Source organism: Gemmatimonas sp., assembly GCF_046594945.1.
Lineage (GTDB): Bacteria > Gemmatimonadota > Gemmatimonadetes > Gemmatimonadales > Gemmatimonadaceae > Gemmatimonas.
The window spans coordinates 40,317-63,392 of sequence record NZ_JBKJRB010000168.1 but is presented as its reverse complement, the minus strand read 5'-3'; the positions used below and the strand labels follow the sequence as shown (position 1 = coordinate 63,392).

The window sequence follows — 23,076 nt, the reverse complement described above, 5'->3', positions numbered from 1 at the left end:
GTGACTGCTACGCGATGTCGGGGGGAAATCGCTTGAGCTTCTCAAGAAGCGTGGATCGAGCGATTCCGAGGATGCGGGCGGCATGGGTGCGGTTCCCCCCACTCGCCGTCAGTGCTTGGCGGATGACCGCACGTTCGGCTTGCTCCAGAGTGCGCGGCTCGGTGGTCGGGGCGGACGTGACCGTCGGAGGGTCGGCGGCTTGGGCGAGCCCCAAGTGCGCGGGTTCGATGGGCCGCCCTTCGGCGAGGATGGCGGCTCGCCAGATGGTGTTCTTGAGCTCGCGGATATTTCCTGGCCAGCGATAGACAGCCAGAGCATCCTCCGCTTCGTTCGTAAGAGAACTTCCCTTCGGCAGCATCGCCATCGCCATCGTCAGGATCTCGTCCTGTCGCTCCCGCAATGGCGGCAGTGTAATCGTGAGGACCTGCAGGCGGTAATACAAATCTGCCCGAAAGCGCCGTTCGGCGACTGCGTCGGCCAGCGACTGGTGCGTGGCGACGACCACCCGAGCGGCTGAACGTAGCGTCGTGGTACCGCCAAGGCGCCGGAACGTCCGTTCTTCCAACACCTTGAGTAATCGCGGTTGGACTTCCGGGCTGAGTTCCGCGATCTCGTCGAGAAACACCGTCCCTTCACCGGCTACCTCAAGTAGGCCGCGCTTGGCCTGCCGGGCGTCGGTGAATGCTCCTCGTTCGTGCCCGAACAACTCGCTTTCAAAAAACGTTGCGGAGAGGGATGCGCAATTGATTTCCACATACGGCGATTGGTTTCTAACCGAACGATCGTGAATTTGTCTTGCAATGTACCCTTTGCCGGTGCCCGTTTCTCCCTGCAACAGGATCGGCGCCTCGGGGTTCCGAGCGGCCAGATCGATCAGATCGGAAACCGTGGGCGCCATCACCGGTGGTGTCGCGTCGTCGCGCCCGTGCGCGCGCAACAGGGCCACTTCCTGGCGGAGTCGGCTGCGCTCCGCGGCGCGACTGACGGCGGCGGCCAGTAGCTCGAGATCGACTGGCTTTTCGAGCAGGTCGGCGGCCCCATGCTGCATCGCGGCGACGGCGGTCCGCACGTCGGCATAGCCGGTGAGCACGATGACGGCGAGGTCGGGATCATCCGCCCGCAGCGCTTCGAGGGCCCGTACCCCGTCGGCGTCAGGGAGGCGCAGATCCAGGAGGACGACGTCGGGCGCGTGCTCGGCGGCGAGTCGTCGACCCTCGGTGGCGGTCGAGGCGCCACGTGCGGTGTAGCCGAACGTCTCGAAGAATTCGACCAGCGTCGAGCGCACCGACTCGTCGTCGTCGATGACGAGCAGCGATATCGTCACGCGGCCGCCGTGGGGGGAAGCGTGAGGGTGAGCGTGGTGCCCGCTTCGGGAACGCTGTCAATGCTGATGGTGCCGCCGTGTTCGTCCATGATGCGCTGACAGAGTGCCAAGCCGATGCCGGTCCCGCCCCGTTTGGTCGAGTAGAAAAACTCGAACACATGCGGGAGGACGTCGGGCGGTATCGCCGGCCCGCCATTCGACAACCGGCAGCGCCAGCCACCCACGGGCGATACCTGCGAAAGCAACATGAGTTCCGAGCCCTCGGGGGCGGCGTCGCAGGCATTCACGAGGATGTTGCGGCAGACCTGCCCGAGCTGCTCGAGGTCGATCAGGCTGCGTACGGGGAGCTCCGGACGCAGGCGGCGGATCGTGAGCTGCCGCGCCTCGAGCCGGGCACGTTCACCGTCGAGAATGTCATCCCAGACGGCTTCGGGATCGGCGGGCACAAGGTGCACGGCGTTGGGTCGGCCGAACTCGAGCAGCGACGTGACCATGCGGTTGAGGCGTTCGACTTCGCGCAGGATGCGACCGACGTTCTTCACGACGACCGGATCTTCCTTGGCTCGGAACTGCAGCAGCTGAGCGGCGGACGAGATGCCGAACAGCGGATTTCGCAGCTCATGGGCGACGCCGGCGGCGACTTCCCCGATCGCTTCGAGTCGGCGTTTCGACTCAACGCGCCGCACGAGCCAGGCCCGTTCGATGGCCACGGCCGTCTGGGCGGCGATCACGGCGAGGACGCGTTCAGCCTCCTCGAGTGATTGCTCGGACTCGATCGGCTCGGCGTAGAGGGTGATCGCACCGAGCACGCCTTCGGCGGTAATCAGGGGGGCGGTGATCTCGAGGCCGACGTTGGTGGACTGCCGGGTGACGTTTCCCGTGGCCAGCGCATCGAGCCACGTGCGCAGCAGGCGGACTTCGAGCTGTGTGTTGGAGTGCGCGTCGTAGCCTTGCCGGTGGGTGATGCGAAATTCAGCGGTGTCGTCGTCGGCGAGTGCGATCACAAAGCCCGTGGAGGGCACGGCGCGGAGCAGCTGGTGCGCGACCTCCTCGTAGACTCGGTCGAGCGAGATCGCCTCGGCGAGGGCAATGCCGGTGTTAATCAGCGCTTCACGCGAGCGGTGGCTCGGTGTGATGTCCACGGTCGAAAAGACGAAGCCGGAGACCTCCTGCCCGTCGTCGATGGCGGTGACCTGCATGAGGAACACCCGTTCCTCATCGGGGGAGTTGCAGGGGAACTCCCAGCGGACGACCGGAACGCGCCGCGCACGCAGCAGCGCCATGGCGCGCTCGATCTGCTCGCGCGCGGGGTCGTCGTTAACACTTTCGAACACAGAACGCCCGAGAACCGCCGCTTCCGTGGCGATCCCGGACGCTCCGTTCTCCGTCGCGAATTTGGACCACGCGCGGTTCGCCGCGGTGATGCGTCCGTCGAGATCGACGGACCATATGGTGAGCGGCAGCGCGTCGAGCAGCCGCCGCGCGATCGGCGGCTGCTCGTCGTGCGGCATCACCGGCGCTTCGCGCCCTTCTTGGCGGGCTTGGCGGCTTTCTTGACGGCCTTCGTCGGCGCTTTCTTGACGGTCTTTTTCGGCGCTGCCTTGACCGGCGCTTTCTTAACTGACTTCGCCGGCGCCTTTTTGACCGCCTTTGCCGGTGCCTTCTTGGCCGGTGCCTTCTTGGCCGGTGCCTTGTTGGCAACGGCCTTGTGGGCGGGCTTGGCGGGTGCCTTCTTGACCGGCGCCTTCACGGCCGCCTTCTTGGCCGGCGCCTTTACGGCCGCCTTCTTGGCCGGCGCCTTAGCGGGGGCCTTCGGAGCCGGCTTCGCCGTCGGCATCGCCGGGGGAGCGGCCGGCGCTTGCACCTTGGGTGCCGCAGGCTGCTTGGGAGCCTTTGGAGCCTTTGGAGCCTTTGGAGCCTTTGGAGCCTTGGAAGCCTTGGCGGCCTTCGGCGTAGCGGGAGCCTTCATCGGCTCCGGGGCGTCGGCATTCGATTCGGTATCGTCGTCATCGAGCCCCTCGAGATCCTCGATGTCATCGATCTCGTCGATCACCTCCGGCAGGTCCACCTTGGGCTCCGGCTTGGCTGCTTTCGGCTTCGGGGCCGGCTTCGGCGCGCCCGGATTCTTGGGCGGACGACCGGGACCACGACGCACGGGGCGACTGAAGATGTCGTCTTCGTCGTCCTCGTCTTCGGTCAGCTCCTCCTCGAAGCTGTCGCCCTCGTCATCGTCGTCCTCGTCCTCGTCCTCGTCCTCGGCACTATCCCAGAGGGATTCGCCGCTTTCGGAGGGGAGGCCGTAGCCATCCTCGTCATCTTCGTCGTACGACGAGCGGCCGTAGCCCACATCATCCAAGTCGTCTTCCATCAGATGGAGCTTCCCAATCTCGTCGCCACGCGGCATGACGCCCCCTCTCCTCGGAAAAGTTCGAACGCGGTCGTCGTCCCCATCGGCTCATACACCGGCTGCGGTGACGCAGAACGCGATACTCAAGACTTCGTGTGCTGCTGAACAGCACGACCAAGTACATACAAAAAGCGTGGGAGTCAAGCGTTCGGCGCACTCCCGTGCCATATCCCGCTACTTCACCCGTGGAATTCCGTCGACGGCTCCGCCCTGAACGACGGCATGCAGGGCGTCGAAAATGCGCGGTTCGAGCAGGCGTCCGGTCTGAGTACGGAGGTAATCGAGGGTGGTGTCGGCCGACATCGGCTCTCGATAGGCGCGCTGCGAGGTCAGGGCGTCGAAGGCATCGGCCGCCGTCAGAATCCTCCCGCCAATGGTGATGTCCTGCGCCGCCCGCCCATACGGGTAGCCGCCGCCGTCCCAATGCTCGTGATGGTCGCGAATGAAGAGCAGGGCGTCGCCCAGGTGAATGAGGGGTGAGAGGATGTCGAGGCCGATAAGCACGTGGTCCTTCACATGCGCGAATTCCTCGTGGGTGAGCGGGCCCGGTTTGTTGAGCACCGCTTCGCGAATGCCGATCTTGCCCACGTCGTGCAGACGGCCGGCCGTATGGATGGAGTCGACCGTGGCCGCTTCGAGTTCGAGGTGCCTAGCGATCGCGGCGGCGATTTCCGCCACCCGATGCGAGTGCCCGCGCAGGTACAGGTCCTTCGCTTCCATGGCATTGATCAGCGTCTCGGCCACGCTCACCGTCATCAGGCGGAGCGCCCCCTTCTCTCGCTCCAGCTGCACCGTGCGCAGGGCGACCTCCTCCCGAATGAGACGGTCCACGGCACGCCGTTCGACGCTACGAACCCGTCGCATCATCGCCCGCTCGACGGCCGCCTGCAGATCGGGAAGCTCGACGGGCTTCGTGAGGTAGTCGAAGGCCCCGCTAGAGAGGGCCTCCGTGGCGCTGGCGGCGTCGTTCACGGCGGTCAGCATGATGATGCCGAGGTCTGAGTCGAGGGCGAGGGCGCGCGGGACGACGTCGAGGCCACTGATCCCGGGCATCCGGAGATCACACAGCATCAAGGAGAAACGCTCGCGGCCCAGCAGGTCGAGCGCAGCGGCGCCGGAATCGGCAACTTCGACTTCGAAGCCGCGCGTGCGCAAAAAGCGACTCAGCGCCAGCCGGATCGTGGACTCGTCGTCCACCACGAGGATGCGGCGAATCGAATCTTGCGCGAGCGCGGCACCGGCGGCCTCGATCGCCTCGATCGAATCGTGAACCGGAAGACTGGTCATATATGATCGGGAGGCATGGCCGGCAGCACGATGGTGACAGTCGACCCCACATTGGGCTCGGACTCGACGCCGATCGTGCCGCCGTGCGCGTGAATGATACCGTAGCTGACACTGAGGCCGAGGCCTGTCCCGACGCCGGCCGGTTTGGTGGTGTAGAATGGCTCGAAGATGCGTCGACGCACGTCCGCCGTCATGCCGACGCCGGTATCGACGGCGGTGATGATCACGCAGTCGTCGTCGCGCCTGGTACGGACCACCAACCGTCGTACTTCCCGATCCCGCATGGCGTGCTCGGCGTTGCCGAAGACGTTGAGCAGGACCTGCTGCAGCGTTTGTGAGTCGCCGCTGATGCGAGGGGCGGTTGGGTCGAGCTGCAATTCGACCTGGACGCCGGCGTTGCGCAGCGGGTAGGCGCGGAGGCGCACCGTCTGCTCGATGACCTCGTTGATATTGACCGGACCGGCGCCACGCTCGGTGGTGCGGGCGAACAGAAGCAGATCCTTGATGACCGTCTTGGCGCGATCGCTTTCCTGCTTGATCAGTTGGACTGATTCGCGTTGATCGTCGCCGAGGTCCTCTTCGAGGAGGATCTGCGCGAAGGCGGAGATGCCGGTGAGCGGGTTGTTGATTTCGTGGGCCACGCCGGCCACCAGCTCGCCAAGCGCGACCATCTTTTCGGTGTGCCGAAGCTGCTCCTCCAGCCGTCGGTCCTGGCTGACGTTGCGCACGCTCACGACTTGGCCAAGCAGTTCGCCGTCGTGTCCAGCGAGCGGACTGACCGTGACGGCCGCTGGGAAGTCACTGCCGTCTCGCCGCCAGTGCACGTCGTGCGAGAGACTCACGCCCGCTTCGAGCAAACCGTCGGCTTCGCGCATGCCTTCGCGCGAATCGTGTCCGGCCACGAGCTGTTCAAACTGCATTTCCATGAGCTCCACTTGCGACCACCCGTACTCGCGCGCGGCGGCTGGATTGGCGTAACGCACGCCGACGCGATCGAGAATGAAAATCGGGTGGTCGATGGTGGTGAGCGCGGTGGCGAGCAGTTGCTCGCGTTCGCGGGCGAGGCGCTCTTCTTCGTCGAGCAGCAGCGCATCGAGGGCCAACGCGAGGGACGCGGACAACCGCTCGAGCGTGATGCGATCGCGGGGCCGTAGCGGCGCGGTGCGTGGGGCCGTGACCAACAGAATGCCGAGGCTGCGGTCGCGCGCGGTGAGCGGGACGGCCAGCGCCCATTCGTCAGGGAGCGAATCGGCGACCGAGGCCGGAGCCACATCGCGGAGACTTGAGAGCTCGGTGGGCCGACCATCGGGCGCGACGTCGTTGACGCCTTTGGATCCGGCTGGTCGCTGTCCCTTGAACACGTCGAGCGTGCCACTGGCGGCGACATACTCGATGTGTCCATCGCGTGCCCGGGCCACACCGATCGCTTTGCCGATCGAGGGCACGAAGCGATCGAGCACCTCCAACAGTTCGGTCGCCCCGTCGGCCAGTGTTACAGCCTGCAGGGTGACACGGGCGAGTTCGGCGGCGCCTTCGGCGCGCTGACGTTGGAACTCCTGCAGCGTGAAGAGGCGCGCGGTTTCCACGGCGGTGCCGGCGTGGCGCGCGATGATGGTGAGGAGGTCAAGGTCCTGCATCACGAATGCGTCACGCTTGGCGCCCAAGAGTCGGATTACGCCGGCACTTCGTTGGCCGAAGCGTACCGCGGCGCAGAGTTCCATTGTACCGCGGGCTACATCAGGTCCGGCGGATAGATGCGAGGCTAGCCGAGGGACGCCGGTCTGCGCTGTGGACGTGGCCAGTCGTTCTTTCGTGATTGTGACCGGGTCGGTCGAGATCACCTGTCCAGCCTGCATGCGCAACACGCGCTGCAGCCCTTCGGCGCCTATCGCCAGGACATCAATCGCATCACACGGGATCACGAGATGCACAGCTTCGGCGATCGCCTGAGGTAGGCTCTCCTCGCTGGTGAGCTGCGTGAGTTGCTGCTGCGCACGCGCGAGCAGGGCGAAGCGATCGGCCCGGCATTCGAGCTCACCCATCAGCACCATGTTGCGGAAGGCGAGGGCAACCTGTGTGGCGAGGTTGGTGAGCAGCTCGCGCTCGCCGTCGTCGAACCGTCGTGCGCCCAGATAGCGAATGGCGAGGACGCCCTGCGCGCGTTCCTCGAGCACCAGCGGGAGCAGTGCCAGCGCGTACACGCCGGCGTCCACGAGCGCGCGGCCGATGTCGTCGAGGTTGGACTCGGCGGTGAGGTCCTCGATGAACATCGGCGTGGCGCTGAGGACCACGTCGCCGAGGCGCGTTCGCCAGAACGCCGACTCAATGCGGGTACGGGCAAAGCTGGCCACCCCCCACTGATGTTCGAAGCGCGCTGTTTTGAGCTGGGGATCGGCGGCATAGACCGCAAATCCGTCGGCGCGCAGCTTTTGCACGAGGATGTCGGCCAGCCCGTCATAGAGCGCGGCGGGTGTCGTGGCGTCGGCCAGCGAGCGCGCGGTCTTCACCAGGATGGCATTTACGTTGGCGGCGCGGGCGGCATCCTCGGCACGGGCGCGGGCGTCGTTGGCCGCCGCCTCCGCCTGTCGCACCAGCGCACTGCTGCGCATCACCATCGCGCCGTAGGCGGCAACGAGTTCGAGCAGGGCGAGGTGGGCGTCGGTGAAGCCGTCGTGGGCGGTGTTGATGCAGGCGAGCAGTCCGGTCACGTCACCGGCCAGCAGGATCGGCGCGAGCGCTAACTGCCGGACCTCGAGCGACTGTCGAAAGCACGGGTCCACGCGCAAATCATTGGCTCCGTCGTTGAGGCCGCGGGCACGGCGGCTGTCGAGTACCTCGCGACAGAGCGACGGCGCTTGGGCCATCGGGAAGGAGGACCCGTCGACCAGTGGCGTGACGCCCGTGGGGGCGACCACACGGACGCCCTGCTCGGTGAGCTCGAGGACGCAGGCGCTCGACGCTTCGACGAGCTCGCGCGCCGTTTCGGCCAACCGCTCATACAGCGCACGAGTGGTCAGCGTGCTGTTGGCGAGGTCCCGCACGAGCCGCGTCAGCAGGTCGGGGATGCGTTGAGGCAGCATGTCACCAAGCGACCCGGGCGGAACAACCGGCGGGGGAACGCTCACGACCGATACCCACTCCTCACGGATCAGTCCGCGAACTCGACCTCTACCGGTCGGATGATGCACACCGGGTTGATCGTGCGGACATACACCATCGTATGCGCCAGCGCGTCTCGGCCACGAACCGCTATCACTCACTCCACCAGCCGGAGTGCGGCGCTCGTGTCATAGCGTACCACGAATCTCCAGCGTCGGCAATTGCCAGATCACGGACATCGCCGGGAATGACGGTACCGGACGCTCAATTAATTGGGCTTGCGTGCGTCTTCGGCCGCGCGTTCAATCTCGGCGCGGTGCATATCGTAGTCGGGCAGCCGAGTGGCGAGTTCCGGCGCGAGCGCCTTCAGCAGCCGCTGGTCGAACGCTTTCGCGCCTGCGTTGTCGCCGGTCATACGGGCGGCGCGGGCGGCCAAGAGCAGTCCCAACAGGTTGTTGGGGGCGGTCTGGAGGATCGTGTCGGCCTGCGCCTTGGTAACGGCAGGCGCGTTGGTCACCTCGGCGATGCGGCCGAAATGATAGCGCTCGTCGGTGCTCGCCCCTTCAAGCATCTCGTGTGACGCCATCGCCATCGGCGCGAAGAACGCGACCGAGTCGACCTTGCCGGCCTCGGCGTACTCCATGATGCGCGTGTACAGCCGATTGGCGCGCTCACTGGGCGACAGGTTGGCGATGTTCGGCGCTGCGCTCCCGCCGCCGCCCTGGGCGAACGGCGCGGCACTGGCGCCGTCAACCGCCTGCGTGGGGAGCGAGTTGGCCGAGCCGTCGATGCCGGAACCCTTGGCCGCACCGAAGTTCTTGCCAGCAACCATGGCGACGAGGGCCAATAACGCGACGAAGGCGACGCCCCAGGGAAGGACGGACGCGGCGCCACCAGAGGCAGCCGGCGTGCGCGTGAGGGGCAGTCCCTGTCCGACCGGGGTGCCACAGCGATGGCAGAAGCGGGCGCCGGCGGAGAGCGATGCACCACAGGCCGCGCAGAAACCCGCGCTGGCAGCAGGGGCCGAGCCCCCGGACGAATTCGATGGAGTCATGAGACGAGAAAAATACTACAATACGTCACGCGTGTACTCCTCCTTTCTTGACGAATCGTGCCGATTCACAGTCGTTCCCTCGTCCCTCCCGCCCTGACGGGCGCCACCGCCACCGACATCCTCGAGTTGGCGGAGGCGCACCAAGTGCGCTTTCTTCGGTTGCAATTCACGGACATTCTGGGTGTCATCAAGAACGTCGAGATCCCGTCGTCGCAGTTCAGGAAGGCGCTTCAGGGCGACATCATGTTCGACGGTTCGAGCATCGAGGGCTTCGTCCGGGTCGAGGAATCGGACATGCTGCTGGCGCCGGATCTCACCACGTTTCAGATCTTTCCGTGGGGGGATCCGGCGGCGCGCGTGGGCCGCGTGATCTGCGATGTGAACCGTCCCGATGGCACACCGTTCGAGGGCGATCCGCGGTGGGTGTTGAAGCGTCAGGTGGCCCGCGCGGCCGAGCGGGGCTTCGTGATGAATGCGGGCATGGAGGCCGAGTTCTTCCTGTTCAAGCCCACGGCCGATGGCCGGCCGGCGACCGACACCCATGACGTGGGCGGATACTTCGATCTCGCGCCGATGGATCTCGGTGAAGACGCCCGGCGCGCGATCGTGGACGCGCTGGAGCAGATGGGATTTGAAGTGGAGGCCGCGCACCACGAAGTAGCGCATGGTCAGCACGAAATCGACTTTCGCTATGCCGATGCCCTACGCACGGCCGACAACATCGCGACATTTCGCTTCGTCGTGAAGCAGGTAGCGCGTCAGTTCGGCCTGATTGCGTCGTTCATGCCGAAGCCGGTCTTCGGACAGAACGGCAGCGGCATGCACACGCACCAGTCGTTGTTCACGGGCGGGCAGAACGCGTTCTGGGATCCACAGCGCGAGTGGGCGCTGAGCTTGACGGCGCTGCATTATATCGGTGGCCTGCTGAGGCATGCGCGCGCGCTGTGCGCGGTCACGAATCCGTTGGTGAACTCCTACAAGCGCCTCGTCCCCGGATTCGAAGCGCCGGTAAATGTGGCCTGGAGCATGCGCAACCGATCGCCGATGATCCGCGTGCCGGAGCGTCGCGGCACGGGCACGCGGTTGGAGCTGCGCACGCCGGATCCGAGTGCGAACCCGTATCTTGCCCTCACCGCGATGCTGGCGGCCGGACTGGACGGCATCGAGACGCGCGCGGATTGGCGCGAGCCGGTCAATACGAATATCTGGGAGATGTCGTTCCGCGAGCGGCGCCGACTTCGACTCGATGATCTGCCACAGAATCTCAGTGAGGCGTGCGACGAATTGGAGAAAAACGACGTGCTGCGTGTTGCACTGGGCGAACACATCACCGAGCAGTTTCTGACTGCGAAGCGTGCGGAGTGGCGCGAATACCACCAGCAGGTGAGCGCCTGGGAACTCGAGCGGTATTTGGCCAAGTACTGATTTTTTCAGGAGATGCGATGAGCGTTTTTTCGGTGCTGGCGCAGCGCTATCCGTTCGTGCTGCCCGCTCTCGGCTATGACGCGAGGGCCATTGCGCCGGCGATTGATGCGCTGACGATGACCATTCATCACGACCGCCATCATGCGGCGTACGTGACGAGTCTGAACACGGCGCTGGACGAGTTTCCCGAGCTGCATCAGTACGCGCTGGGCGAGTTATTGATGGGAACGCGCCGGTGGCCGGCAGCGGTGCGAACGGCGATTCGCAACAACGGTGGCGGTCATGCCAATCATGCGATGTACTGGGGATTGCTGGCACCGGGGAGCGCCACATCGTCGACGCCAAGCGGAACGCTGAGCGACATGATCGCGCGCGATTTCACGACGGTTGAGGCGTGCAAGGCCGCGCTCAAGGCGGCGGGGTTGGCGCAGTTCGGCTCGGGGTGGGCGTGGCTGGTGAAGACGGCGACGAGCCGACTCGCGGTGCGCGGGCTGGCGAACCAGGACTCGCCGCTGCTGGAGGGTGAACTGCCGATCGTGGGCCTCGATGTCTGGGAACATGCGTACTATTTGAAGTATCAGAATCGTCGTGCGGACTATCTCGATGCGGTGCTGGCGCGCATCAACTGGGACGTGGCCAGCGCGCAGCTCACGCGGTGAGCATTCGATGACGGTTCGGTGACCACGCTGGCGGGATTTGATCCGCGCGCGGTGACGCTCACGGGTCGCGTGGTGCGTCTCGAGCCGCTCACTGTTGCGCACGCCGACGGATTACTGTGGGCCGGGCACCACGAGCAGTTGTGGCGCGTCACGGTGCAGCCGCCGCTGGTGTCGGCCGACGCCGTGACGCGCTATCTGGCGCAGGCGGCCGAGCAGGCAGCACGTGGCGACGAGGTCCCGTTTGCGATTGTGGCGCGCGATACGGGCGTGGTGATCGGCTCGACGCGCTGGATGGACATCTCGCGCGCGCACCATCGGGTGGAAATCGGCGGCACGTGGCTGGCGCCGGCGGCGCAGCGCACGTTGGCGAACACCGAGGCCAAGTATCTGCAGCTGGTGCAGCTGTTCGAGGTACTCGGTGCCATCCGTGTACAATTCAAGACCGACGCGCGCAACACGCAGTCACAGCGGGCGCTGGAGAAACTCGGCGCGATTCGCGAAGGTGTGCTGCGACGACACATGGTGGTGCGCGACGGCTTCGTGCGCGACAGCGTGTACTACGGCATCACCGACGTGGACTGGCCGGGCGTGAAGCGACGGCTGACGGAGCGGTTGGCGGCTGGGGTGTGAGCGGCGGGTGGCGATGAGACGGCTGAAAACAACAGCAAAAACAACAGCAAAAACAAGAGCTGGAATACGGAGATGACGGATTGACGGAAACCACACAGGATACGATGAACCGCGCTGCGACTTCCATCTTATCAGTGTTATGCGGTGTGACCCGTCGTTTCCGTGTTCCAGCGATTGCTGTTGCAGGTCGGATGTTCTGCCCTGAAGCATCGCCAAGTGAGTCGCGGCGCGCCACCTTTGTGAAGTCTCCCGAGTCCATCCTGTTTCATCGCCAGCGCTCCGCCATGATGCCCATCCTGTTCGCTGCCACGTTGTTTGCCACCGCCGTGCTACCATCGGCGCGGGCCATGGCTCAGTCGTCACCCGCCCGCCCCGTGGTGGCGTCGCGTGCGTTTGCCGTGGCCGAAGCGGCGGCACTGCTCCCGTGGTCGCAGCAAATCGCGATTCGCGAAGACTGGCTCACGAAGCGGCACGCGCTGCTGCTGCCAATGATGCGGCGCCACAAGATCGGAATGTGGATCGTGGTGAACGAGGAATTCCACGACGACCCGCTGTCGCAGTACGTCGCGCCGCCCCGACCATATACGGGCAATCGGGACTTCTTCGTGTTTGTCGATGGTGGTGAACAGGGGCTCAAAAAGTTCGCCATCACCGCGTACACCGAGGAAAATCTGGCGCGCTTCTTCGAGGCCCCGTTTACGGAGCCCCGTCCGCCCGCTACCACGCTGCGTGACCTCTATCAACAGTACAGGCCGACAACGGTTGGTCTCGGGATTCGCGGGCGGCGTGGCCAGACGCGTTCCCTGGGCTACGATGCCTATCGCTTCCTCGCGGAAACGCTGGGCGAAGACGCCGAAAAGACGTTCGTGAGTGCCAGTGATCTGATTGAGGAGTACCTCGATACGCGTCTCCCCGAGGAGACGGAACACTACCGTGCCGCGGTGTCGGTCACGGAAGCGATTGTGAAGCGCGCGCTGTCGAATGCGGTGATCACGCCGAATCGCACGACCGTAGGCGATGTGCGTCGGGCCCTGTTCGATATGCTCGGGGCGGCTGGCGTGCGCACGTGGTTCCAGCCTGATCTGCGTGTGCAGCGGAAGGGTGAAGACATCGCGACTTCGCGCGGCTTTCTCGCCGTCGCACCGGAGAGCACCGTGATTCGCCCCGGTGACGTGGTGCACGTGGATTTCGGTATCAGCTACATGGGCTTCGACACCGACTGGCAGAAAATGGCTTATGTGCTGCAGCCCGGTGAGCGCGATGTGCCGGAGAGCTTCAATCGGGCAATGGCCAACACGAATACGCTGCAGGATGCGGTCATGTTGCGGCACGCGCGTCCGGGCTTCACGGGCGGCGCCGTGTTCACCAACACGATGGCCGAGATGAGGGAGCGTGGCATCGAAGCCATGGTGTACTCGCATCCCATCGGCACGCAGGGGCACGGGCTCGGCGCGTCGATCGACTTCCGCAGTCCGCTACGCAGCGATACCACGGCGCAGAATTCACGACTGCGACTCGGCTCGTATATCTCTATCGAACTCAACACCGCGACACCGATTCCGGAGTGGAACGGCAAGAAGCTCTTCGTGATGATGGAGGACGATGCGTTTCTAACGGAGCAGGGATTCCACTTCTTTCGACCCCGTCAGCAATCGTACTATCTGATCAAATCGTCAGGCAACGCGATGTGAGGGTGGAGAATTCGGCATGACTTCGCGTCGTGACTTTCTACGGGTGTCGGGCGGCTGCGTCGCCCACGTCTTGCTCTCGTCGTCTTGTGCGTCGGCGAGCGCACGCCGCCGATGGACCTCGCCGCTGCATCCCACGGTCAGCGCCACGCCGTTCGCGCATCTCGATGCGATTGGGCCCGAGACGTGGGCGCTGATCTCCACGCCGCTGGCCGGAGACCGCACGACGTTCGGTAATGGCGGCATCATTGCCGGTCGCGACGGCGTGATCGCGGTGGAAGGCTTTTATCGTCCTGCCGGCGCGACGTGGCTGGCCGAGCGTTGCCGGGAGCTCACGGGGCGCTGGCCAACGCACGTGGTGCTCACGCACTACCACCTCGATCATGCCGGCGGCGTACAGGGGTATGCGCGTGACGGCAGCGCCTTGCCCATGGTGCGATCGACCGATACCACGCGTACGCTCGCACTTGGCGGCGGTCCGGTGGCCCCGCCGAAGGACGCGGCACTCGAGCGGGCGTTCGCCGACGTGGTGATCGTGGATGCCACGCGCACGAGCCGCATCGATCTCGGCAATCGTGTGGTGGAGTTGGTGCCACTGCGCGGGCACAGCGCGAGCGATCTGGCCATTGTCGACGAAGACGCGGGGATCACGTTCGCCGGAGATCTGTTGTGGAACGGCATGTTCCCCAACTTCGTAGACGCCACGCCGTCGCAGCTGATTGCGTCGATGACGCAGTTGTCCAAGCGCGCCGGGCATGCGTTTGTGCCGGGACACGGAGGCGTGGCTGGGCGGGTGAGGGTGGCGCGCTATCTCGACCTGCTCAATGATCTCGGTGCACACGCTGGTCGCGAGCGCGCGGCGGGTCGAACGGCGGTCGAGGCGGCTGCGACGTATCGCGTGCCGGCGTTGCTGGGCGACTGGATGGCGAGCACGAGCGGTCTCGAACGCGCGATGACAGCGTGGTGGCGAGAGCAATGATCCGGCTTCTCGTTCGTCTCGTGCTGACCGTGCTTCTCGTGACGCACGGATTGGTGGAGCCGCGCGCCCTCGGCGCTCAAGGCGCTCCCTCGAGTCCGTTCGGGGAGGCGTTGCAGCAGATCGTGCGGTCGAACCGGCATATCGCGCAGCGGTGGCCGCAGCTGAGCGACGTGACGACTGATTTGCGCGCCGTGTACACGGCGAACGGCTGGACGCCGCTATGGACCCGAGGCGGGCGACCAACGCCTTCGGCGCTGTCGACGATCACCGAGTTGGCACGGATCGACACTCGCGGACTCGATCCGTCCGACTACGATGTCGAACGCCTCGGTGTGCTCGCGCGCGCGCTCGGCGTCGGTCCGCCCTCGACGACGGAGGCAGAAGTGATCGAGTTCGACGTCATGTTGAGCACGGCCGCGCTTCGATCGCTGCGCTCCCTGCAGTACGGCCGCGTGTCCGCGCGCGTCGCACATGCTGATCTGCGATTTTCGCACGAGCCTTGGGACGCGCCGGCCGCGTTGGTTGAATTGGCGGCATCCACGAACGCGGCACAGCAGTTCGCGACGGCCGAGCCGCCGTACCAACACTATCGCTTGCTGGTCGATGCGCTCGCGCGCTATCGCGCGTTGAGCGACGACACGGTGCAGTTGCGGCAGCTGCTTCAGGATAGCACGCGGAAGCGAGGCTCATCGGAGAGCATCGGTACGCTGCGCCGTCGACTGGATGCGCGCGTGCTGCAGATCACGACGACCCTTGAGCGCTGGCGCTGGCTGCCGCATCGATTCACGGTGCCGCCGATCATCGTGAACATTCCGGCGTTCGAACTGTACGCGTTTCGTTCCGCGCATGAGCGTGATGTGCTACGCATGAACGTAGTCGTCGGCAAAGCATACAATCACAAGACGCCGGTGTTCAGCGGAGCGGTGCAGTACCTGGTCTTCTCACCCTTCTGGGATGTGCCGTCCAGCATCGCGAGGAAAGAAGTGTTGCCCAAGGCGCGGCGCGACCTCGATTATCTCACGCGCAACGAGTTCGAGATTGTCGGCTCAAACGAGCGGGTGATCCCGACAACATTTGGTGCGCTCGAGGAGGTGTCAGCGAGCCGTGCGCGAATTCGTCAGCGCCCAGGCGTCCTCAATGCGCTCGGTGGCGTGAAATTCATTTTCCCGAACGAATTCAACGTGTATATGCACGACACACCGGCGCAGGCATTGTTCGGTGCAACGCGACGGGATTTCAGTCACGGCTGCATCCGGCTGGCAAAGCCGTCGGATTTGGCCGCGCTGCTGTTACGTGATCAGGCCGGATGGGATTCCACGCGCATCGCGACCGAGATGCATCGCACAACGCCGCTGCAGGTGCGGCTCACCGCACCGGTGCCGGTGCATGTGGTATACGCCACCGTCGTCGCCTACGAAGACGGTTCCGCCTCCTTTCACGACGACATCTACGGTCATGATCGCCGGTTGCGCGACCTGCTGAAGCGCGGGTATCCGTATCCTGCACCGGATCGCCGCCCTTGAGCGTGTACGTGACGGCTCGGCGCTACGGCTGGACCTTCGCGCGCCGCTTCATGAGCGCTTCGATCTCGTCCATCTCGCGCGGTACCAGAGAGATCCGCTCGAGTCCTTTGCCGGTGATGATGTAGTCGTCCTCAATGCGGACGCCGGTATTCTGATATTTAAGCACCGTCTTGCGCACCTTGGCGATGAACGCGCGGTTCTTCGGTGTGTCGGGCAGCACGTCGAGCGCCTTCGTGCTCACGTAGATCCCCGGTTCGATCGTGAACGCATCACCAACGGCGAACTTTCCGTCGGGACCGTTCTCCTGCATCGGATCGTGCACGGCGAGTCCGATCCCGTGCGTGATACCGTGAATCATCCAGAGATTCGACTGTCGACACTGCGTCGGACTGATGGCACAGTTCACCTTCCACGGCGGATCGAACGCGGCGTCGACGCTTTCCACCAGACCGAGGGCGGCTAGTCCCCGCGCGCGCAGCGCGACGGACGAATCGGCGGCCGCCCGTACGCTCATGCCGGGCTTCGAGAATCGTTCGGCGATGTCCTGCGCATCGCGAACCAGTTTATAGAGTTGACGCTGCTCGGTCGTGTAGGTGCCGCTTACCGGGATGGTGCGCGTGATGTCGGCCGCGTAGCCGCGATACTCGGCCGCCGCGTCCATCACCACAAGATCGCCGGGTTTCACGGGATCTCCGTCCTTCATGTAGTGCAGCGTGGTGCCGTTGATACCGGCGCCGACGATCGATCCATAGGCGGGACGTTCCGCGCCGCGCCGCGTAAACTCGTACTCGAGGGTGGCGCGCAGCTCGTACTCGTGTCGTGGATTCGCGGTGAGCATCGCGGCGCGATGTCCCTCCGCGCTGATCTCGGCGGCCTGACGAATGAGCGCGAGCTCGGCGTCGGACTTTTTGGCGCGCGCCTCGAGTACCAGCGCCATGCCGTTGCGCACCGCCAACGTGGGAAAACGCTTGGCGAGTCCCTTTACTGCTTCTTGGCCGCGCGTGAGCGTGTCGTTGCGCGCGAAGTCCATCGTTTCCACGTCGGGGACGTGGTAAAAGGGCAGGCCGGTGGCGGCGAGCGAATCGAGAAACGCCGGCAGGGCTGATGACGAGCGCCCAAGCATGCCGTAGTTCGCCATGCTGGTGGTCGAGTCCAGCCGCTGGCCGTAGTAGAACGCCGTTCGCGCGTCGAGCGTGGTCAGAAAAAGCGTGCTTTGCGGGCGTTTGTTGCGCACCACCATGACCAGCGCCGCGTCCGGCTCGTTGAGCTCCGTGAGATACCGGAAGGCCGGGAGCTGGTAGAACGTGCTGAAGTCGTGCACCAGTTCGCGTCCGCCGAAGGCGATCACGACGCCACTGTCGATGCGGGCGGCTATCGCCTCGCGGCGGGCGGCTGTCTCTTTCGGAGTGATCGCCAGGTTGGACTGGGCGAGCAGCATGGCGGGCGTCAGCGCAATAAGCGCGAAGGCCAATTGGCAGAAGGATGTACGCATGCCTTGAAAAGGGGCGGTTGCGGCTCTGGTCGTCAAGTCGTGGGGATCGCGCGGGTCGAGGCTGGGCCAAGCCGCGACGCTTCGGCACGACCTCTGCAGTGTGGTGTGTCACACCTTCAAGGGAGATCTCATGCGCGCCACACTCGTGCTCGGCATTCTGTTAGTTCTGGCCGGCGGCTACATTCTCGTTCAGGGGTTCAGCGTCACCACCAATCGTCAAGTGCTGGACGTTGGCCCGCTGCAGGCGTCGGTGTCGGAGAAGAAGAGCGTGCCGACGTGGGTTGGCGGTGTTGGCGTCGCCGCAGGGCTCGTGCTGATCATTGCCGGAGCCGGAGCGGGAAAGAAACTAGGCGCCTGAGGCGCATCGAGGAGCGAGATGCAAGCGAGATCGTCGTGGGGCACCGTCGTAGTCGGTACGCTTGGCTTCCTGCTCGCGACGGGTGTGTGTGCGCCGCGCGATCTCGCGGCACAGCCGACGTTGGTCGTGCTGGTCCGTCACGGCGAGAAGTCGACCGCGGGTGGCAGTGATCCCTCGCTCAGCGACGCCGGGCGGGCGCGCGCACAGGCGCTGGCGGACGCGTTGGCGATGACGGCGCCCAACGCGATTGTCGTGACGTCGCTCAAGCGTACGGCGGAAACCGCGGCCGTGGTGTCATCGAAGACGGGGATAGCGCCCACCGTGATCACCATTACTAGCGGCGCGAAGCACATCGTCGACGTCGCAGCCGCGGTGCGCCAGGCGACCGGTGTCGTGCTCGTGGTCGGTCATAGCAACACCATCCCGGCGATCGTGACCGCACTCGGGGGGCCCGCGCTGTCCGATATCTGCGACTCGAGCTACGCCTCGATGTTCGTGCTCACGCCCGGTGTTGATGGGAAAGCGGCGCAAGTGGTGCTGGCGCAGTACGGGGCTGCGGATGGGCCGCTGCTGGCGTCGTGTGCGAGGATGGTCGCCAAATAGGGGTGGGACGAAACGAGGCTACGGTGGCGCACTGGGCCATGGTGGCGAACGGTGGATACCGCCGGGGACGCTGTTTGGCGGCGAACGTGTGGAGGCTGGCGGCAGCGGGCAATTGTTGGGATGGAACTACTCCACGGCGAGTTGACGGCGGGAATTCTGGCGAGGTTTCGGCAGGTGTACGCCAAGCGTCGTCATGGGCACCCGGAGGAGATTTACCAGCGCGCGATGGCGATCGCGTTGGCCGACGCGGGGTGTTCGGTGGCGCGGGAGCTGTTGGTGGTGGTGCGATTTCGCGGTCACGCTGTCGGCCGCCGCCGACTGGACTTGGTGGTAGACGACTTGGTCATGTATTGAAGGCAAGGTCGCGAGAGGCGTCGAGCCCGAGCGCGTCGGCCAGCGCCTCGGATACCTCAAAGGCCACGACCTTCGACGTCGGACTCGTCATAACCTTTGGTCGTTGCCCCGAGCCAAAGCGTGTAATGTTCACGCACTGAGAAAACCCGGCAGCGATGGTCGCCCCGCAGCCGTGGCTGGTGGTCCCCCGCTTCCGCCAGCCTCCGAGCGTTCGCCACCGAACAGCTTCCCTGTCTGAATCCACCGTTCGCCCCGGCGCCCCCGTGATTACCTGCGGCATCATTACCGTGTCCGACCGTGCGTCATCGGGCGTCTACGACGACAAGTCCGGCCCGGCCATTCAGTCCGTGTTCACGCGCTGGATCGCCTCGCCATGGCAGGCTGAATACCGCCTAGTGGCCGACGAGCAGCCGCTGATCGAGGCCGCGATCCGTGAATTGGCCGACGAGCATCATTGCGCCCTCATCGTGACCACCGGTGGCACCGGCCCGTCGCCGCGCGATGTCACACCCGAGGCCACGGTGGCGGTGTGTGATCGGCTGCTACCGGGCTTCGGAGAGCAGATGCGGGCGGTGTCGGTGCGGACCGTCCCCACGGCCATCCTCTCGCGTCAGGTGGCTGGCACCCGCGGGAGCTCGTTGATCATCAATCTCCCGGGAAAGCCGGCGGCGATCGAGGAATGCCTCGGCGCGGTCTGGGCGGCGGTCCCATATTGCATTGACCTGATCGGAGGGCCGCGACTGCTGTTCAGCGCGGCCGCTCCCGCCCCGTTTCGCCCCACCAGCGCGTAAGCGCGAGCCCGTGCCATGAGCCTGTCTCCCGAACTGCTGAAGATCCTCGTCTGCCCCAAGTCCAAGGCACCGTTGGAGTACTACGCGGGTCCGCCCGAGGTGTTGGTGTGCCGTGAGAGCCGTCTGGTGTACTCGGTGCAGGACGGCATTCCCGTCATGCTGATCGACGAAGCGCAGCCGTTGGACGACGCGAAGTACCCGCCAACGGCGTGAGCACTTCAACCAACCGCGACTGGCACGACGGCACGCGGGTCGTGCGAGCCGGTCTGCCCGACGCGACGCCGGGTACCCCGTATATGGCCGGGCCGGTGTTCGCCGCTCCGTATCACGCCCCCGGCGATCCGACGGCGTCGCCGTTCACCTACGGCCGGTTCTCCAATCCCACGTGGGTGGCGTACGAGCAGGCGCTCGAGTCGCTCGAGGGTGGCCCGTGCCTGCTCTTCCCGAGTGGCATGGCGGCCACAGCGGCGGTGTTGGCCACGATGGTGCCGCCCGGGGGCACGCTGGTCATGCCGACCGAGAGCTACTACACGACGCGCATACTCGCGACGCAGCACTTTCCCGGTGCGTGGTTTGCCGCGCAGGGCATCAAGGTGGTGATGGCGCCGACGGTCGGCGACGGTTTACGCGAGGCGCTCGATGGCGCCGCCGTGCTCTGGCTCGAGTCACCAACCAATCCCGCCCTCGATGTGTGCGACATTGCGGCCTTGGCGCAGGCGGCGCAGGCGGCGGGCGCGCTGGTGGTCGTGGATAACACCACCGCCACGCCGCTGCTGCAGCAGCCACTCGCCCTTGGCGCCGATTTCGCCGTGGTGTCCGACACGAAAGCGATGACGGGGCACGCTGATTTGGTGCTTGGTCATGTGGCGTGTCGTGATGCCTCGCATGCCGAGGTCATTCGCACGTGGCGGACACGCATGGGCGTGATCGCAGGACCGATGGAAGCGTGGCTCGCGCATCGGTCGTTGGCCACGCTCGACGTACGACTCGCGAGGCAATGCGATACGGCCATGCAACTCGCGACGATGCTGGCGGCGCATCCGAAGGTGCATGGTGTGCGCTATCCTGGCTTGCCCGACGATCCGTCGTATGCCATCGCGTCGCGTCAAATGAAGCGTTTTGGAGGTGTGATCAGCTTCGCGCTGGAAGACGCCGACGCCGTGTCGCGTTTCTTCGCCGCCTCCACACTGGTGTACGAGGCCACGAGTTTTGGCGGCGTGCATACGAGCGCCGAGCGTCGCGCCCGCTGGGGTGGCGACGCGGTGTCGGAAGGATTCGTACGACTGAGCATCGGGCTCGAGGACGTACGCGATCTATTGAACGATTTCGAGCGCGCGCTCGGCGCGGTGTAGAGGATATGGCATGACGAAGCGGATGGATCGACGTGATTTTGTGGCGTCGTCGCTGGTGACGGCCGCGGCGGCCACCGTGGGGACGATGTCGACGCTCGTACCGACGGTGGCGGCGCGCGCTGACGAGCGCCCGCGTGACGCTGACAGTACGCAGCCCGACGCTTTCCCGTTTGCCGAGCTGAGTGTCGCGGAATTGCAGTCGCGGATGACGAAGGGCACGCTCACGTCGCGCGCGCTCACGATGGCGTATCTGTCGCGCATCGCAGCGGTAGATCGCAGTGGTCCGACGCTCAATTCGGTAATCGAAACCAATCCGGATGCGCTCACGATCGCGGCAGAACGTGACGCTGAGCGTCGGGCCGGCAACGTGCGAGGTCCGCTGCACGGCATTCCCGTGCTGATCAAGGACAACATCGACAGCGCCGATCGCATGCAGACGACGGGCGGTTCGCTGGCACTGGTCGGCAAGCCGGCACCGCGCGATGCGTTCATCGTGCAGCGTTTGCGCGAGGCGGGTGCGGTACTGTTGGGCAAGACGAATCTGAGCGAGTGGGCCAACTTTCGCTCCACGCGGTCGACGAGTGGATGGAGCGGGCGCGGCGGACAGACGCGGCACCCGTTCGTGCTCGATCGTAATCCTTGCGGCTCGAGTTCGGGTACCGGCAGCGCGATTTCGGCGAACCTTGCGGCGGTCGGTATCGGTACGGAAACCGATGGTTCGATCATCTGCCCGTCGTCGATCTGCGGGCTGGTCGGCATCAAGCCGACCGTCGGCTTGTGGAGTCGCAGTGGGATCATCCCCATTTCGTCGTCGCAGGATACCGCAGGGCCGATGGCACGCACGGTGTCCGATGCTGCCGCGCTGCTGGGCGCCTTGACCGGTGTAGATTCGCGCGATCGCGCGACGGCGGCGAGCGCAGGCAAGAGTGCGACCGACTATACCACGTTTCTGGATGCGAGGTCGCTGCAGGGGGCGCGCATCGGTGTTGCGCGCAACATGGCCGGTTTTCATCCGATGACCGATGCGACGTTTGAGCGGGCGATCGAATCGCTGCGCACGGCGGGTGCGGTGATCGTCGATCCGGCCAACGTTCCCACGGTGGGCAAGTACGACGAAGCGGAACTCGACGTGCTGTTGTACGAGTTCAAGGCGGGGGTGAACGCGTATCTCGCGGAGCGCGGCGCGACCGTCTCAGTGCGCACGATGGACGACGTGATCGCCTTCAATCGCGCGAATGCCGGTGCCGAGATGCTGTACTTCGGGCAGGAACAAATGGAACGCGCGCAGACCATGGGTTCGCTTGCCGACGCGAAGTATCGTGATGCCGTGGCCACCTGCCGGCGATTGTCACGCGATGACGGCCTCGATGCCATCATGGCCCAGCACTCGCTCGATGCAATCGTGGCACCGTCCAACGGCCCATCGTGGCCCACCGATTTGATCAACGGCGATCGCTACAGCGGCGGCAACTCGAGTGTCGCCGCCGTGGCGGGTTATCCCAGTATCACCGTGCCGATGGGATTCGCCGACGCGTTGCCGCTGGGTGTGTCGTTCATCGGTCGCGCGTGGAGTGAAGGTCGTTTGATCGGCCTCGCCTATGCGTTCGAGCAGGCGACGAAGGCACGTCGCGCCCCGCGCTTTCTGGCCACCCTGCCGATCGCCGCACCGCAGCGGGGGTCGTGAGTGGCGCCGGAAGCAACGCGTACGGCGAGCATGTCCCGCCTCATCGCCATCGGCAGCCTCGTGGGCGCGCTGGGACTCGGCGTATGGGCGTGGCAGTTCCTGAATCGTGCGGCCGATTCTGGATTGGAGCGGTTGTCACGGATCGATGCGATGCGCTCGGTGTGCACCGCCGAGTGGGTACAAGCGCGTACGGAAGTCGATTCGATGCGCGTGGACCGGTTGGCGCTGCCGGACACGATCGACACCGGTTCGGAGCAGGCGATCGACCGATGTGGTGACCTGCGTGGCGAGAGCGTGCCGAATTCGCTGCCGAATGCGCGCGAAATGTCGGGCGATCCGATGCCACGCGGACTGCGCTGAGGAATCG

21 protein-coding genes are annotated in these 23,076 nt (G+C 65.3%); 14 read left to right on the top strand and 7 right to left on the bottom strand.

Features of this window, described 5'->3' with window-relative positions; genetic code table 11:
• Positions 1-7 precede the first annotated feature (7 nt).
• The 6 genes from ACLL97_RS20465 to ACLL97_RS20440 form a co-directional block, all read right to left on the bottom strand.
• Complete coding sequence (locus tag ACLL97_RS20465; RefSeq protein ID WP_411282335.1) at positions 8-1,324, bottom strand: sigma-54-dependent transcriptional regulator; 1,317 nt, start codon at positions 1,322-1,324, stop codon at positions 8-10.
• A complete protein-coding gene (locus tag ACLL97_RS20460; RefSeq protein WP_411282357.1) occupies positions 1,321-2,835 on the bottom strand; it encodes an ATP-binding protein in 1,515 nt (504 codons plus the stop codon). The genes ACLL97_RS20465 and ACLL97_RS20460 overlap by 4 nt, the downstream gene beginning before the upstream one ends.
• Entirely contained in the window at positions 2,835-3,692 is an 858-nt protein-coding gene (locus tag ACLL97_RS20455; RefSeq protein WP_411282334.1) for a hypothetical protein, read from the bottom strand. The genes ACLL97_RS20460 and ACLL97_RS20455 overlap by 1 nt, the downstream gene beginning before the upstream one ends.
• A gap of 213 nt (positions 3,693-3,905) precedes the next feature.
• Complete coding sequence (locus ACLL97_RS20450; RefSeq protein WP_411282333.1) at positions 3,906-5,018, bottom strand: HD-GYP domain-containing protein; 1,113 nt, start codon at positions 5,016-5,018, stop codon at positions 3,906-3,908.
• Entirely contained in the window at positions 5,015-8,098 is a 3,084-nt protein-coding gene (locus ACLL97_RS20445) for a GAF domain-containing protein (RefSeq protein WP_411282332.1), read from the bottom strand. Before ACLL97_RS20445 ends, ACLL97_RS20450 begins: the two co-directional genes overlap by 4 nt.
• Before the next feature lie 287 nt (positions 8,099-8,385).
• Entirely contained in the window at positions 8,386-9,171 is a 786-nt protein-coding gene (locus tag ACLL97_RS20440) for a zinc-ribbon domain-containing protein (protein WP_411282331.1), read from the bottom strand.
• 57 nt (positions 9,172-9,228) lie between these two features.
• On the opposite strand from ACLL97_RS20440, the gene ACLL97_RS20435 reads away from it, so the two are divergent.
• The 6 genes from ACLL97_RS20435 to ACLL97_RS20410 all read left to right on the top strand — a co-directional run bounded on the left by ACLL97_RS20435 (position 9,229) and on the right by ACLL97_RS20410 (position 16,075).
• A complete protein-coding gene (locus ACLL97_RS20435) occupies positions 9,229-10,596 on the top strand; it encodes a glutamine synthetase family protein (RefSeq protein WP_411282330.1) in 1,368 nt (455 codons plus the stop codon).
• 17 nt (positions 10,597-10,613) lie between these two features.
• A complete protein-coding gene (locus tag ACLL97_RS20430) occupies positions 10,614-11,255 on the top strand; it encodes a superoxide dismutase (RefSeq protein ID WP_411282329.1) in 642 nt (213 codons plus the stop codon).
• Between the two features lie 18 nt (positions 11,256-11,273).
• The gene (locus tag ACLL97_RS20425; RefSeq protein ID WP_411282328.1) at positions 11,274-11,885 is read left to right on the top strand and encodes a GNAT family N-acetyltransferase; all 612 of its coding nucleotides are present in this window, start codon (positions 11,274-11,276) and stop codon (positions 11,883-11,885) included.
• Positions 11,886-12,169: 284 nt separating this feature from the next.
• Positions 12,170-13,576: a M24 family metallopeptidase gene (locus tag ACLL97_RS20420; protein ID WP_411282327.1), complete on the top strand. Its 1,407-nt coding sequence runs from the start codon at positions 12,170-12,172 to the stop codon at positions 13,574-13,576.
• Positions 13,577-13,592: 16 nt separating this feature from the next.
• Positions 13,593-14,552 (top strand): MBL fold metallo-hydrolase, encoded by a 960-nt coding sequence (locus ACLL97_RS20415; RefSeq protein ID WP_411282326.1) that lies wholly within the window; start codon positions 13,593-13,595, stop codon positions 14,550-14,552.
• Between the two features lie 20 nt (positions 14,553-14,572).
• Positions 14,573-16,075: a L,D-transpeptidase family protein gene (locus tag ACLL97_RS20410; protein ID WP_411282325.1), complete on the top strand. Its 1,503-nt coding sequence runs from the start codon at positions 14,573-14,575 to the stop codon at positions 16,073-16,075.
• 22 nt (positions 16,076-16,097) lie between these two features.
• On the opposite strand, the gene ACLL97_RS20405 is transcribed toward ACLL97_RS20410, so the two are convergent.
• The gene (locus tag ACLL97_RS20405; RefSeq protein ID WP_411282324.1) at positions 16,098-17,567 is read right to left on the bottom strand and encodes an aminopeptidase P N-terminal domain-containing protein; all 1,470 of its coding nucleotides are present in this window, start codon (positions 17,565-17,567) and stop codon (positions 16,098-16,100) included.
• A 130-nt stretch (positions 17,568-17,697) separates the two neighbouring features.
• Here ACLL97_RS20405 and ACLL97_RS20400 point away from each other — a divergent pair, with 130 nt between their 5' ends.
• The 8 genes from ACLL97_RS20400 to ACLL97_RS20365 all read left to right on the top strand — a co-directional run bounded on the left by ACLL97_RS20400 (position 17,698) and on the right by ACLL97_RS20365 (position 23,069).
• The gene (locus ACLL97_RS20400) at positions 17,698-17,925 is read left to right on the top strand and encodes a hypothetical protein (protein ID WP_411282323.1); all 228 of its coding nucleotides are present in this window, start codon (positions 17,698-17,700) and stop codon (positions 17,923-17,925) included.
• Between the two features lie 18 nt (positions 17,926-17,943).
• Complete coding sequence (locus ACLL97_RS20395; RefSeq protein ID WP_411282322.1) at positions 17,944-18,528, top strand: phosphoglycerate mutase family protein; 585 nt, start codon at positions 17,944-17,946, stop codon at positions 18,526-18,528.
• Positions 18,529-18,648: 120 nt separating this feature from the next.
• Positions 18,649-18,882, top strand: coding sequence for a GxxExxY protein (locus tag ACLL97_RS20390; RefSeq protein ID WP_411282321.1), 234 nt, complete (start codon positions 18,649-18,651; stop codon positions 18,880-18,882).
• A gap of 263 nt (positions 18,883-19,145) precedes the next feature.
• Positions 19,146-19,673, top strand: a complete 528-nt coding sequence (gene mog, locus ACLL97_RS20385) for a molybdopterin adenylyltransferase (protein WP_411282320.1) — start codon at positions 19,146-19,148, stop codon at positions 19,671-19,673.
• Between the two features lie 15 nt (positions 19,674-19,688).
• A complete protein-coding gene (locus ACLL97_RS20380) occupies positions 19,689-19,886 on the top strand; it encodes a Trm112 family protein (protein ID WP_309669902.1) in 198 nt (65 codons plus the stop codon).
• Positions 19,883-21,025, top strand: coding sequence for a cystathionine gamma-lyase (locus ACLL97_RS20375; protein WP_411282319.1), 1,143 nt, complete (start codon positions 19,883-19,885; stop codon positions 21,023-21,025). Before ACLL97_RS20380 ends, ACLL97_RS20375 begins: the two co-directional genes overlap by 4 nt.
• A gap of 10 nt (positions 21,026-21,035) precedes the next feature.
• Positions 21,036-22,709 (top strand): amidase, encoded by a 1,674-nt coding sequence (locus ACLL97_RS20370; RefSeq protein WP_411282318.1) that lies wholly within the window; start codon positions 21,036-21,038, stop codon positions 22,707-22,709.
• A 30-nt stretch (positions 22,710-22,739) separates the two neighbouring features.
• The gene (locus ACLL97_RS20365; protein ID WP_411282317.1) at positions 22,740-23,069 is read left to right on the top strand and encodes a hypothetical protein; all 330 of its coding nucleotides are present in this window, start codon (positions 22,740-22,742) and stop codon (positions 23,067-23,069) included.
• The last annotated feature ends 7 nt before the right edge of the window (positions 23,070-23,076 follow it).

Excerpts from the sequence above, each read along its gene's own strand:
- ACLL97_RS20460 (WP_411282357.1), bottom strand. The coding sequence starts at position 2,835 with ATGCCGCACGACGAGCAGCCGCCGATCGCGCGGCGGCTGCTCGACGCG.
- ACLL97_RS20455 (WP_411282334.1), bottom strand. The coding sequence starts at position 3,692 with ATGGAAGACGACTTGGATGATGTGGGCTACGGCCGCTCGTCGTACGAC.
- ACLL97_RS20450 (WP_411282333.1), bottom strand. The coding sequence starts at position 5,018 with ATGACCAGTCTTCCGGTTCACGATTCGATCGAGGCGATCGAGGCCGCC.
- ACLL97_RS20445 (WP_411282332.1), bottom strand. The coding sequence starts at position 8,098 with ATGCTGCCTCAACGCATCCCCGACCTGCTGACGCGGCTCGTGCGGGAC.
- ACLL97_RS20440 (WP_411282331.1), bottom strand. The coding sequence starts at position 9,171 with ATGACTCCATCGAATTCGTCCGGGGGCTCGGCCCCTGCTGCCAGCGCG.
- ACLL97_RS20430 (WP_411282329.1), top strand. The coding sequence starts at position 10,614 with ATGAGCGTTTTTTCGGTGCTGGCGCAGCGCTATCCGTTCGTGCTGCCC.
- ACLL97_RS20420 (WP_411282327.1), top strand. The coding sequence starts at position 12,170 with ATGATGCCCATCCTGTTCGCTGCCACGTTGTTTGCCACCGCCGTGCTA.
- ACLL97_RS20415 (WP_411282326.1), top strand. The coding sequence starts at position 13,593 with ATGACTTCGCGTCGTGACTTTCTACGGGTGTCGGGCGGCTGCGTCGCC.
- ACLL97_RS20405 (WP_411282324.1), bottom strand. The coding sequence starts at position 17,567 with ATGCGTACATCCTTCTGCCAATTGGCCTTCGCGCTTATTGCGCTGACG.
- ACLL97_RS20400 (WP_411282323.1), top strand. The coding sequence starts at position 17,698 with ATGCGCGCCACACTCGTGCTCGGCATTCTGTTAGTTCTGGCCGGCGGC.
- ACLL97_RS20395 (WP_411282322.1), top strand. The coding sequence starts at position 17,944 with ATGCAAGCGAGATCGTCGTGGGGCACCGTCGTAGTCGGTACGCTTGGC.
- ACLL97_RS20390 (WP_411282321.1), top strand. The coding sequence starts at position 18,649 with ATGGAACTACTCCACGGCGAGTTGACGGCGGGAATTCTGGCGAGGTTT.
- ACLL97_RS20380 (WP_309669902.1), top strand. The coding sequence starts at position 19,689 with ATGAGCCTGTCTCCCGAACTGCTGAAGATCCTCGTCTGCCCCAAGTCC.
- ACLL97_RS20370 (WP_411282318.1), top strand. The coding sequence starts at position 21,036 with ATGACGAAGCGGATGGATCGACGTGATTTTGTGGCGTCGTCGCTGGTG.
- ACLL97_RS20365 (WP_411282317.1), top strand. The coding sequence starts at position 22,740 with ATGTCCCGCCTCATCGCCATCGGCAGCCTCGTGGGCGCGCTGGGACTC.